Below are 12,368 nucleotides of genomic sequence, written 5' to 3'. Positions count from 1 at the left end.
TCGCGCAGGGTTGGCCCTTACCAGCGCAATGTGGGCAAAAGGTGACAGGTTTTTTAGTCAAACCTAACGCATTTCGGTGGGCGCGGCGGCCCCGATCAACGTCAGGCCGGACGTCAGAACATCCGAAACAGCCTGCACCAGCCCTAGTCTGGCATGCGTCAATTGTCGGTCGTTAACCTTAACAAAACGTAAGTCCGGATTATCCGTACCCCGGTTCCAGTGTCCATGGAAACTGGAAGCCAGATCATAAAGATAAAATGCCAGCCGATGCGGCTCGAGCGCAAGAGCGGCGGACTCGATCAGGCGCGGATATTCCGCAAGCTTCCTGATCAAGCCGATTTCACCTTCGTCGGTCAACGACGTTGACGCTGCCGCCAGGCTGTTGCGGTCGAAATTCGCCTCGCCCAATTGTTCGCTCGCCTGCCGGAACACCGAATGGCAGCGCGCCGAGGCGTACTGCACGTAAAACACCGGATTGTCCTTGGACTGTTCGGTCACCTTGGCGAAATCGAAATCGAGCGGCGCATCGTTCTTGCGATAAAGCATCATGAAGCGGATCGGATCGCGTCCGACTTCTTCCACCACCTCGCGCAGCGTCACGAAGTCACCGGACCGCTTCGACATCCGCACCGGCTCGCCATCGCGAAACAGCTTCACGAGATTGCACAGCAGAACGGTGAGCTTGACGTCGTCGCCGGCAATGGCCCGTGCCAGGGCTTCCAGGCGCTTGACGTAGCCGCCATGGTCGGCGCCGAGAACATAGATCAGGTCGACGAAGCCGCGGTCGACCTTGTCCTTGAGATAAGCCACGTCGGCCGCGAAATAGGTGAACGAGCCGTCGGACTTGACCAGCGCCCGATCCATGTCGTCGCCGACGGCGGTCGAACGGAACAGCGTCTGTTCGCGGTCTTCCCAGTCGTCCGGCTTCTCGCCCTTGGGCGGCGGCAGCTTGCCCTTGTAGATATGGCCCTTCAGCGTCAGGTCGTTGATCGCCGAGCGGATCTTCCTGGCATTGTCGGCATGCAGCGTGCGTTCGGAGAAGAACACGTCGTGATGCACGTTGAGCAGTGCAAGGTCCTCGCGGATCATCACCATCATCGCATCTATGGTGCGATCCTTGACGATGGCCAATGCCTCGTCATCAGGCATCTGCAGCAAGGAACGGCCAAACTCCCTGACCAGAGCCTCGCCGACGGAGACCAGATAGTCGCCGGGATAAAGTCCTGCCGGAATCTCACCAACATCGTCGCCAAGCGCCTCGCGATAGCGCAACATCGCCGAGCGCCCTAGCACGTCGATCTGCGAGCCGGCGTCGTTGATGACATATTCCTTGGTCACGTCGTAACCGGCGAACGCCATCAGGTTGGCGAGCGCATCCCCGACGACGGCGCCCCGGCAATGGCCGACATGCATCGGCCCGGTCGGATTGGCCGAGACATATTCGACATTGGTTTTGCGGCCGGCGCCGATCGTCGAGCGGCCGTAGTTGGGACCCTCGCCCAAAAGCGCCGATAGATGCGCCTGCCAGAAACCGTCCTGGAGCCTGAGATTGACGAAGCCGGGACCGGCGACCTCGGCGGCGGCGACATCCTGGTCGGCCCGCAGGGCGTCCGCCAATCTCTCGGCCAGCGCGCGCGGGTTCTGTCCGGTTGGCTTGGCCAGCACCATCGCCGCATTGGTCGCGAGATCGCCATGGCTGGCGTCGCGCGGCGGCTCGACGGCGATGCGCGACAGATCAGGCGAAACGCCGTCCTGGTCCTTCAGGTCTAGCGCTTCGACAGCCTTTGTGACTCGCGCGGTGAAATCGGCGAAGATGTTCATGGTGTATGCTCGGTGGCTTTATCACGAATCCGGCCCTTTGGCCGGCAAATCGAGCCCGCCCTAGCTCAAATCCGGGGTGCGGTCAAACAAACGCCTGTGTTCCTTGAGCGCGTAGGTGTCGGTCATGCCGGCCAGGAAATCGGCGACGCTGCGCGCTTTGATGCGATCCTCGGCGCGGTCCAGCCCTTCGCGCCAGCCGTCCGGCATGGCGCGCGGGTTGGCGAAATAGACGTCGAACAGGTCCCGGACGATCTGCTCGGCGTCCGCACGCACCCGCATGACCTCCTCGTGCCGGTAGAGGTGCTTGTAGAGGAAGGCCTTCAGTTCCTTCTCGGCTTCCGCCATCTCGATCGAAAATGTTACCATCGTTTCGCCCGCCGCCCTGACCGCGTCAGCGCTCAGCGGCCTGATCCGCTCCAGATTGGCGGTGGTCGACTTGATCACATCCTCGACCATGGCCGTGATCTGGCGCCGCATCAATTCGTGGCCGGTGCGCACGTCATCAAGCCTGGGATAGCGCTCGCGCACAGCTTTCAGGATCGTTCCAGGCAGCGAAACGGCCTTCAGCATGTCAAGCGTCAGCAGCCCTGACCTCAGCCCATCATCGATATCATGCGTGTTGTAGGCAATGTCGTCGGCAATCGCCGCGCACTGCGCTTCGATGCCGGCGAACCGGTCGAGCTCGAGATCCTGCAGTTGCGAGTAGTCGCGGATCGCCTGCGGTACCGGCCCTTTCAGGCCTTGGCCGCTACTGTCGGTGAGCGGACCATTGTGCTTGACCAGGCCTTCCAGCGTTTCCCAGCTCAGGTTGAGCCCGTCGAATTCAGCGTAGCGCGCCTCCAGCCTGGTCACGATGCGCAGCGATTGTGCGTTGTGGTCGAAGCCGCCCCACGCCGCCATCTTTTCGTTCAGCGCGTCCTCGCCTGTGTGGCCAAAAGGCGTGTGGCCGAAATCATGCACCAGCGCCACCGCTTCGGCGAGATCCTCGTCGCCACGCAGCGCCCGCGCCAGGGCACGTGCGATCTGCGCCACCTCGATCGAATGGGTCAGCCTTGTGCGGTAGTGGTCGCCTTCGTGCGCGATGAAGACCTGCGTCTTGTGCTTGAGCCGCCGAAACGCCGTCGAATGGATGATCCGGTCGCGGTCACGCTGGAACGGTGTGCGGGTCGGACTCTCCACCTCGTCGAACAGCCGGCCGCGCGAACGTGCGGGATCCGTGGCGTAGGCCGCGCGTGGCCGATAGCCAAAACCGATGTCGCCAAGCTCATTTGTCATGGCTGATGCTGCCGCAGTTGACTTGCCCCGTCGCGCTTCATACCTATCATGTGAAACCGAAAGCAAGGTGACGCCCATGGGCGCGGATGCCAAGACTGCCATGAAAGTCGATATGACCGAGGCCGCGGCCAAGCGGATCGCCAGGATTGTTTCGGCCGAAGCCGGCAAGACGGCGCTGCGTGTGTCCGTCGAAGGTGGCGGCTGCTCCGGCTTTTCCTACAAATTCGATCTGGTCGACACACGCAATGACGACGACGTCGCCATCGAGAAGAATGGCGCCACGGTGCTGATCGACGATCTGTCGCTGGTCTATATGGGTGGCTCGGTGATCGATTTCGTCGACGATCTGATGGGACAGTCGTTCCAGATCAGGAACCCGAATGCGGTCGCCTCCTGCGGCTGCGGCACCAGCTTCTCCATCTAGGACCGAGATGCCCGCTACTGGCGCGGTTCGTCAGGTTGCGCTCTCCGCCGGTCGCGACCTCGACGCGACGCTGGTCTTTTGGCGCGACGTCCTCGGCATGAGCATTCATGCCCGCTACGATCCGCCCGGCATTGCCTTCATCATGGCCGGCAATGTCAGGCTGTTGTTCACCGACGGCATCCCGGCCGGCACTCTCTATCTCGACATGTCAGGCCTCGAAGCCTTTTATGCCGAGGCCAAGGCAGCCGGCATTCCCTTCACCGCGCCGCCGGCGCTCGTCCATCGCGACACCGAGGGCCAGTTCGGCCCGGCGGGGGAAAGCGAATGGATGGCCTTTATAAAGGACCCGGCAGGCAATACGATCGGACTCGTTGAACGCCGCCCGCCGCAGGAACAATGAGACCGTCATGAAAATCGTCACCTGGAACATCAACGGCGTGCGCGCCCGCATCGGCAACCTGACCCATTGGCTGACCGAGAGCGCGCCCGACATCGTCTGCCTGCAGGAGATCAAGACGGTCGACGAGCAGTTCCCGCGTGCCGAGATCGAGGCGCTTGGCTATAATGTCGAAACCCATGGCCAGAAGGGCTTCAACGGTGTCGCCCTGCTGTCGAAGCTTCCTTTCGACGAGGTCATCAGGGGCCTGCCGGGCGACGACATCGACGAGCAGGCCCGTTTCATCGAGGGTGTTTTTTCCACCGACAAGGGCGCACTTCGTGTCGCCTCGCTCTATCTGCCCAACGGCAACCCGATCGATGACGAGAAGAAGTTCCCCTACAAGCTGTCGTGGATGGCGCGGCTGGAGCGGTGGGCGCAGGAGCGCCTGAGGCTGGAAGAGGCGCTGGTGCTGGCCGGCGACTACAATGTCATCCCCGAGCCCATCGACGCGCGGTTTCCGGAGAACTGGCTGGGCGACGCGCTGTTCCAGCCGCGGACGCGGCAGGCCTTCCGCCGGCTGCTGAACCTCGGCTTCACCGAAGCGGTGCGCGCGGTCACCGATGCGCCTGATACCTACACGTTCTGGGATTATCAGGCCGGCGCCTGGCAGAAGAACAACGGCATCCGCATCGACCATCTGCTGTTGTCGCCGGAAGCCGCAAACCGGTTCTCATCGGCTTCGATCGAAAAACATGTGCGCGCCTGGGAAAAACCGTCCGATCACGTCCCGGTAGCGATCAACCTCGCGCTGCAGCCGGCCGGATAACCAGAGAAACCCTCATATCGCCACATTCCGACGCATGATGGGAGATCATCATGGCGGCGGGGGTTCCCATGACCATTCGATTTGCTCTTTGTCCGATCGGCTTGGCACTCGCCACGGCCGCGATCGTGCCGGCCTTCGCCGCGCAGGAATGTCTTGCCAATGGAAAATCCTATCCGGTCGGCCAGGTCGCCTGCCTGACGGTCGCCGATCAGAGTCATTTGGCTCGCTGCGACATGGTGCTCAACAACACGTCGTGGACAAAGGTCGGCGATAGCTGCCCCGCAAACACGATGGCGCCGCACCTGCACGTCACGCCGATCTCCACACCCGCGCCAAGCATGGTGCCGACGGAGCCAACCGAAAACTGATTTTCTGGTTCCTCGAAAGAACCTTACTGATCGACGTTGCTGCCCTTGGTCAGGATATCGTCGGCCAGTGAGATCGCGGTGCGACGGTCGGCTTCGCCGGCAGCGGCGAAGGCCTCTTCCTGCATGCCGCGAATCCAGGGCTGATCGGCCGGGGAAGCACGCTCGAGGGCCGCTGTCATCATCGCCAGGCCGCGCACGACCTTGCCGCTCTGGAACAACAGATGGCCAAGCGTCGCCTGCGCGCCGGCATGGCCCTTCTCGGCGGCGAGCTGGAACCAGCGCCCGGCCTGCTTGACGCTGGCCTTCACGCCGCCTTCACCCTTCAGGAACATCTGCCCCATCTCGAACTGGGCGTTCGGATTGCGGTAATTGGCGGCGGCGCGCATGTAGTATTCCTGCGCCGCCACCTCGTTCTCGCTGACCGGGCTGCCGGGAATGCCCTTGCGCAGATAGTCGCCCAGCGCCACCAGCGCGTCGGAGACGTAGCTTTCTTCCGGAGAGCCGGGCTCGACGTCCTGGTCTACGATCTCCGAGAAGAACTTGAACGCCTCATAATCGTCGCGGGCCACGCCGTCGCCTTCGGCATACATGCGGGCAAGCTTCCAGGTGGCGCCGATCTGGCCGTTTTCGGCGGCGTATTTATAGGCCTCGGCCGCCTGTTCCTTGTGGCCGTTCTTGTAGGCGGAGAAGCCGAACTGGAACACCGCCCAGGGGCTCGACTGCGGCTTCACTCCGGTCTTGTCGTCGAACACCTTGTCGTCGAAAGCCACGGCCTGGCCCACGGCGCCAAAGATCGCAACCGCGACCAGTGCCGGAAGGACAGATGACCTCAGCAACTCTGGTGTTGACTTCAACAACTCAGATATCCGCATAGCAGTGTGTTTCTTTCGCACCGCCCGGATGGGTGACCGCGCCATCCCGGGCGGACCCTACCGTCTGTGCGTATTTCCATATCGCGCCCGACTGATAGTCGGTCGTACGCGCCTTCCATGTCTTCGCCCGAGCCGCCAGCTCGCTATCGGACAGCGCCACCTCTATCGTGCCGTTCACCGCGTCGATCGTGATCACGTCGCCATCCTTGACGAGACCGATCGGACCGCCAACGGCCGCTTCTGGCCCGACATGGCCGATGCAGAAGCCGCGTGTCGCGCCCGAGAAGCGACCGTCCGTGATCAGTGCCACCTTGCCGCCCATGCCCTGGCCGTAGAGTGCCGCCGTCGTCGACAGCATCTCGCGCATGCCAGGGCCGCCGCGCGGTCCCTCATAGCGGATGACCAGAACCTCGCCTTCCCGGTAGTTGCGATGCGTCACCGCTTCGAAACATTCCTCTTCCGAATCGAAGCAGCGCGCCGGACCGGAGAACTTTAACTCCGCCATGCCCGCGACCTTCACGATCGCGCCTTCGGGAGCAAGGTTTCCCTTCAAACCCACGACACCGCCGGTTTGGGTAATAGGTCTGTCGGCCGGGCGGACCACATCCTGGTGTTCATTCCAGGCAACGTGCTCCATATTTTCGGCCAAAGTGCGGCCAGTGACCGTCAGGCAATCGCCATGCAGATAGCCATGGTCGAGCAGCGTCTTCATCAGCAGCGGAATGCCGCCGGCCTCGAACATGTCCTTGGCTACATATTTGCCGCCCGGCTTGAGGTCGGCGATGTAAGGCGTCTTCTCGAAGATTTTTGCCACGTCGAACAGGTCGAATTTCAGCCCCGCCTCATGAGCGATCGCCGGCAGGTGCAGTGCCGCATTGGTCGAGCCGCCGGTGGCCGAAACCACGGTCGCCGCGTTTTCCAGCGCCTTCAGCGTGACGATGTCGCGCGGCCGGATGTTTTTGGCGATCAGCTCCATGATTTTTTCGCCGGAAGCGAAATTGAAGCGGTCGCGCATTTCGTAGGGCGCGGGCGCGCCGCAGGAATAGGGCAGCGCGAGACCGATCGCCTCCGCGACGGTGGCCATCGTGTTGGCGGTGAACTGGGCACCGCAGGAGCCGGCCGAGGGACAGGCGGCCTGCTCGATTTCGAGCAGCTCGGCATCGCCGATCGTGCCGACCGAGTGCTGCCCGACAGCCTCGAACACATCCTGTACGGTGATCTGGCGGCCGCGATAGCTGCCGGGCAGGATCGAGCCGCCATAGATGAATATCGACGGCACGTTGAGCCGCACCATGGCCATCATCATGCCGGGCAGCGACTTGTCGCAGCCGGCGAGACCGACCAGCGCATCGTAGCAATGGCCGCGCATGGTGAGCTCGACCGAATCGGCGATGACCTCGCGCGACACCAGCGACGACTTCATGCCCTGGTGGCCCATCGCGATGCCGTCGGTGACGGTGATGGTGCAGAATTCGCGCGGCGTGCCGTTGGCGGCGGCCACCCCTTTCTTGACCACCTGCGCCTGCCGCATCAGCGAAATGTTGCAGGGTGCCGCTTCGTTCCAGCAGGAGGCGACGCCGACCAGCGGCTGCGCGATCTCGGCCGCCGAGAGGCCCATGGCATAGAGATAGGACCGGTGCGGCGCACGCGCCGGACCGACAGTCACATGGCGGCTAGGGAGCTTAGCCTTTGAGATGACCTTGGCGTCCATTCTCTTCCTTGCCGCGGGCGGTGCGGCCTGTCCCATCGCCGAGCCTTTTGGCGCGTGTCCCGAGACAAGATCGAGGTGCGCCGGGTTTATGGCGGGAAATGGGCAATTTCCTCGACCTGACTTCCAGCGCAGGGGTTGTTCAGAAAGTGTTGCCAAAACGTCACAATCGCACGAGGCGGCCACAGTGCGGCTTATATACAACGCAGCTTGGATGACGGCGCCGCCGATAAACCCGGCTCAAACGAAAAGGCCGGGCAATGCCCAGCCTTTTATTATAGTTTTCAGAGATTTAGAACTTGATCTTGATTCCACCCGATAGGGCCGTTACCAGATCGTTGCCGAAGTCGTAGCTGGCGTCTTCGCCAGCCACGTAGCCGTTTTCTCCGGCCAACGTGCCGGAATGGCCGCTGGTCAGGACGCCAACCGCACCCGCCAGACGTACTTCGATATTAGGCCGAGGCGTATAAGCAACGCCGCCGCCCAGCGTCCAAGTATCGGTCTGCGCGCCGTAACCATGCGAGGTGCCACGGTCCCAGGAAAGCTGACCGGCAGCGCTCCACTGATCGTTAAACTTGTGACCGATACCGCCGGTGACGGTCCAGCCGTCGCGATACATCAGGTCGAGTGAGGTGACTGCACCCGGGGAACCGGTAAAGCAAGACGCGGATGGAACAAAACGAGTCGGGCAGATCGGAACGCTTTGCAGCACACTCCAATTGACCCACTTGATCGAGCCGAAGGCAAGCCAGCCGGGTGCGATGCCAGACTGAAGTTTCAACTCCAACGAGTCTGGCATGTATTGCGTCGAGCCATAAATCGGCTCAGACCCAAGTGGCGTCGTGAGTGTGCCGGTGATGTTGTCAAGTTTGACCTGGGAATTGTAGACCAAGCTCGCGCGAAGAGCGATATCGGGGATTTCGTATGCAACGCCGGCTCGCCAGCCCCATCCATTGGCCTCCAGGTCGACGCGGCCAATCGGTGACGGCCCAATTGGATTGAAACCAACCAGGCTCTCCTTGAAGCCTGAAATATCCTGGTAGAACACGCCGCCGATAAAACGGAGTTGGCCCTTGCCGACATCGAACTTGTAGGAGCAGGTACCAGCGTAGTTATTGCTCTTGATATCCGTTTCGACGTTGGAAAACGCGCCATTCCAAGACGTACCAGGCGCTGTGTGGGCACCCCACGGCTGTGAATAGTCGACCATGCAGTCGACTCCCTGCACGACCTGCACCTTCGCCCCGATACGGGGTACCCAATAGCCCTCGGCGCCATCCGCCGTCGAACCGAGAAAATTGAAGCCACCCGGACCCGTCGCATTTTTGTACTTGCGATCCGGCATCACATAGGTCGCTTCGGCTTCAGTCGCGAACGGCGCCGGATCGAACAACAGGTCGATGTCGTAGCCGCCGCGCTCCAGGCCGCCCGCATGCGCCGGATGGATAACCGAGCCCGCCAAAGCCAGCGAAAAGCATCCTGCTCCCAGCAGTGCTTTCAGACGCAAATTGTTCATGGATGTCCTCCCCGAATAACTAGTGCATCAAGCTAGAACCAATTCAGGTTAACGGTGCAACAACGAATTGATTGGCGTACATGTACATGTTCCCGCAACGTATTTTGGACAAAATGCGAGCGGATGCCGCGGCGCCAAAAAAGGGCCTTTGGCAAGGTTTGCCTTTCCCAAAAAAGGAAAAAAACGGCCAGAAAGGCCCAAAAAAAGCCGATTTAAGGGGTCTTCGGCCCCATTGTTACATTATGGCAACAATGGGGCAAAAACTTCCGTTTACGTCAACATTAACGCAACGGAATGCCGATTTTCGAGGCAAAAGACTACCCATTTTAGAGGATGCTAAAGTCTCGCGAATCTGCCTTTCAGCCGGCGTCACGAACCCTGGTCAACGCCACCGAAAGCTTGTCCTGCGCGGCGCGATATTCGGCGAGCTTTTCCCGCTCGCCTTCGACGATCTCGGCCGGCGCGCTGGCGACGAATTTCTCATTCGACAGCTTCTTGTGCAGGCGCGCGATTTCCTCGGTGACCTTGACCAGTTCCTTCTGCAGCCGCCCGGCCTCCGCGGTGAGGTCGATTAGGCTGCCAAGGGGCAGGCAGATCGTCGCCTCGTTGAGCACGATCTGTGCCGACCCCTTGGGTGCCGCATCGGCAAGCGAGATGTCGCCGACACGCGCCAGCCGCTTGATCGCCGACTCCTCGCGAACCAGCCGCTCGCGCGTCACATCGTTGGCGCCGACCACCACCAGCGGCGCAATGGCTGCCGGCGGCACGTTCATCTCCGAGCGCACCGAGCGGATGCCGGAGACGAGATCGACCAGCCAGTTGATGTCGCCAGCCGCTTCATGGTCCTCGAAATCCGGCGACGGCCATGCGGCATGGCACAGCAGCGAGCCCCGCTCCCTGCCCTCGCCCGCCGTCTGCGCCCAGAGCTCCTCGGTCATGAACGGCATCATCGGATGCAGGAGCTTGTAGATCTCGTCGAGCACGAAGGCGACGCAGGCGCGGCTTTCGGCCTTGGCGGCCTCGTCCGAGCCCATGAACACCGGCTTCAACAGTTCCAGATACCAGTCGCAGAACAGGTTCCAGACGAAGCGGTAGGCGGCTCCAGCCGCCTCGTTGAAGCGATACGAGGTGATGCCGTCGGTGACCTCGCGCGCGGCGCGTGTCAGTTCGGTCAGGATCCAGCGGTTGACCGCCAGCTTGGCGTCGTTCAGCCAGAAATCGTCATTGCGCGCGACTTCGTTCATCTCGGCGAAACGCGTCGCGTTCCACAGCTTGGTGCCGAAATTGCGGTAGCCGGCGATACGCGCCGGATCGAGCTTAACATCGCGCCCTTGGGCAGCCATCACCGTTAGGGTGAAACGCAGCGCATCGGCGCCATATTCGTCGATCAGGTCGAGCGGATCGATGACGTTGCCTTTCGACTTCGACATCTTGGCGCCGTTCTTGTCGCGCACCAGCGCATGCATATAAACGGTGTGGAACGGCTCCTCGCCCATGAAGTGGAGGCCCATCATCATCATGCGGGCGACCCAGAAGAAGATAAGATCGAAGCCGGTCACCAGCACGTCGGTCTGATAATAAGTCTTCAGCTCCGGCGTCTGCTCCGGCCAGCCCAGCGTCGAGAAAGGCCACAGCGCCGACGAGAACCAGGTGTCGAGCACATCCTCGTCGCGGGTCAGGATCTCGCCCGGCTTGAAGTTCTCGAGCTTGTCCTCGACCCAGGCCTTCCATGGCCCTTCCAGCGCCAGATAATATTCGATGGCGGCGCTCAGCGCCTCTTCCTCGGTCTTCTCGACGAAGACACGCCCATCTGGCCCGTACCAGGCCGGAATCTGGTGACCCCACCAGAGCTGGCGCGAAATACACCAGGGTTCGATATTCTCCATCCACTGGAAGTAGGTCTTGTCCCAGCTGTTGGGGATTATTTTGGTGCGCCCCTCGCGCACCGAGGCGATCGCCGGCTTGGCGAGTTCCGCCGCGTTGGCGTACCACTGCTCGGTCAGGAACGGTTCGATCGGCACGCCGCCGCGGTCGCCATGCGGCACCGCATGGCGGTGCGGCTCGACCTTGTCGAGGAAGCCGCCGGCCTCCATCAGCTCGACGATCTTCTTGCGCGCAACGAAACGGTCGAGGCCGTCGAGCTCGTCCCAGACGGCCTGGCGCTCCGGCGTCACCTCGACGCCGGCGAGGAAGTCCTCATTATCCCTGAGCTTGATGGCCGCTTCGACGGTCAGGATGTTGATCGCCGGCAGCTTGTGGCGCTTGCCGACCTCGAAGTCGTTGAAATCATGCGCCGGCGTGATCTTGACCGCTCCGGACCCCTTTTCCGGATCGGAATACTCGTCGGCCACGACAGGGATCTTGCGCCCGACGATCGGCAGGACGACATTCTTGCCGACGAGATGCCGGAACCGGTCGTCCTCTGGATTCACCGCGACAGCCGTGTCGCCCAGCATTGTCTCGGGACGAGTCGTCGCCACGATAACGAAGGTTTTTGGATTCTCGGGATCGAACGTCACGCCTTCGACCGGATAGCGGAAATGCCAGAGGTTGCCGTTGACCTCCTGCTGCTCGACCTCGAGATCGGAGATCGCGGTCAACAGTTTCGGGTCCCAGTTCACAAGGCGCTTGTCCTTGTAGATCAGCCCTTCCTTGTAGAGCGTGACGAAGACTTCGAGCACGGCCTTGGAGAGGCCCTCGTCCATGGTGAAGCGTTCGCGCGACCAGTCGGCGGAAGCGCCGAGACGTTTCAGCTGGTTGAAGATCGCGCCGCCCGATTCGGCCTTCCACTCCCACACTTTCTCGATGAATTCCTCGCGGGTGAGATCGCGGCGGTGGATCTGCTTTTCCATCAGCTGCCGCTCGACCACCATCTGCGTGGCGATGCCGGCATGGTCCATGCCGGGCTGCCACAAGACGTTCTTGCCACGCATGCGCTCGAAGCGGACCAGAATGTCCTGCAGCGTGTTGTTGAGCGCATGGCCCATATGCAGCGAGCCGGTGACGTTGGGCGGCGGAATGACGATGGTGAAGGCCTCGGCCCCCTCCTCCGCCCCAGCGCCGGCGCGAAACGCGTCGGCTTCCTCCCACACCTTGGCGATCTTCGGCTCGACGGTTTTTGCGTCGTAGGTCTTTTCAAGCATGGGAAAACGGTCCGCGCTGTCGGGAATTTTGCTGGT

At 61.8% G+C, this 12,368-nt stretch carries 10 protein-coding genes; 4 read left to right on the top strand and 6 right to left on the bottom strand.

Annotated elements, in window-relative coordinates:
- Positions 1-63: 63 nt before the first annotated feature.
- Positions 64-1,821, bottom strand: coding sequence for an arginine--tRNA ligase (gene argS, locus MESAU_RS18295; RefSeq protein WP_015317528.1), 1,758 nt, complete (start codon positions 1,819-1,821; stop codon positions 64-66).
- Positions 1,822-1,881: 60 nt separating this feature from the next.
- The gene (locus tag MESAU_RS18290) at positions 1,882-3,096 is read right to left on the bottom strand and encodes a deoxyguanosinetriphosphate triphosphohydrolase (protein WP_015317527.1); all 1,215 of its coding nucleotides are present in this window, start codon (positions 3,094-3,096) and stop codon (positions 1,882-1,884) included.
- Positions 3,097-3,172: 76 nt separating this feature from the next.
- Here MESAU_RS18290 and erpA point away from each other — a divergent pair, with 76 nt between their 5' ends.
- The 4 genes from erpA to MESAU_RS18270 are packed head-to-tail and all read left to right on the top strand — an operon-like array spanning position 3,173 to position 5,093.
- Positions 3,173-3,520: an iron-sulfur cluster insertion protein ErpA gene (gene erpA / locus MESAU_RS18285; protein WP_015317526.1), complete on the top strand. Its 348-nt coding sequence runs from the start codon at positions 3,173-3,175 to the stop codon at positions 3,518-3,520.
- A gap of 7 nt (positions 3,521-3,527) precedes the next feature.
- Positions 3,528-3,920: a VOC family protein gene (locus MESAU_RS18280; protein ID WP_015317525.1), complete on the top strand. Its 393-nt coding sequence runs from the start codon at positions 3,528-3,530 to the stop codon at positions 3,918-3,920.
- Between the two features lie 7 nt (positions 3,921-3,927).
- Positions 3,928-4,725, top strand: a complete 798-nt coding sequence (gene xth / locus MESAU_RS18275) for an exodeoxyribonuclease III (RefSeq protein WP_015317524.1) — start codon at positions 3,928-3,930, stop codon at positions 4,723-4,725.
- A 50-nt stretch (positions 4,726-4,775) separates the two neighbouring features.
- The gene (locus MESAU_RS18270) at positions 4,776-5,093 is read left to right on the top strand and encodes a hypothetical protein (protein ID WP_015317523.1); all 318 of its coding nucleotides are present in this window, start codon (positions 4,776-4,778) and stop codon (positions 5,091-5,093) included.
- Between the two features lie 23 nt (positions 5,094-5,116).
- On the opposite strand, the gene MESAU_RS18265 is transcribed toward MESAU_RS18270, so the two are convergent.
- From MESAU_RS18265 to MESAU_RS18250, 4 genes are all read right to left on the bottom strand, one after another.
- On the bottom strand, positions 5,117-5,965 hold the full coding sequence (locus MESAU_RS18265; RefSeq protein ID WP_041163432.1) for a tetratricopeptide repeat protein: 849 nt from the start codon (positions 5,963-5,965) through the stop codon (positions 5,117-5,119).
- Positions 5,952-7,676 carry a dihydroxy-acid dehydratase gene (ilvD, locus tag MESAU_RS18260; protein WP_015317521.1) on the bottom strand — a complete coding sequence of 575 codons (1,725 nt, stop codon included), beginning with the start codon at positions 7,674-7,676 and terminating at the stop codon, positions 5,952-5,954. The genes MESAU_RS18265 and ilvD overlap by 14 nt, the downstream gene beginning before the upstream one ends.
- 289 nt (positions 7,677-7,965) lie before the next feature.
- Positions 7,966-9,189 carry an OmpP1/FadL family transporter gene (locus MESAU_RS18255; RefSeq protein ID WP_015317520.1) on the bottom strand — a complete coding sequence of 408 codons (1,224 nt, stop codon included), beginning with the start codon at positions 9,187-9,189 and terminating at the stop codon, positions 7,966-7,968.
- Positions 9,190-9,548: 359 nt separating this feature from the next.
- Positions 9,549-12,332 carry a valine--tRNA ligase gene (locus MESAU_RS18250; protein WP_015317519.1) on the bottom strand — a complete coding sequence of 928 codons (2,784 nt, stop codon included), beginning with the start codon at positions 12,330-12,332 and terminating at the stop codon, positions 9,549-9,551.
- Positions 12,333-12,368: the final 36 nt, after the last annotated feature.

This window comes from Mesorhizobium australicum WSM2073 (genome assembly GCF_000230995.2).
In the GTDB taxonomy this organism is placed as follows: domain Bacteria; phylum Pseudomonadota; class Alphaproteobacteria; order Rhizobiales; family Rhizobiaceae; genus Mesorhizobium; species Mesorhizobium australicum.
Note: the sequence above shows the minus strand (reverse complement) of the source record. Positions and strands in the feature narration are given on the sequence as shown.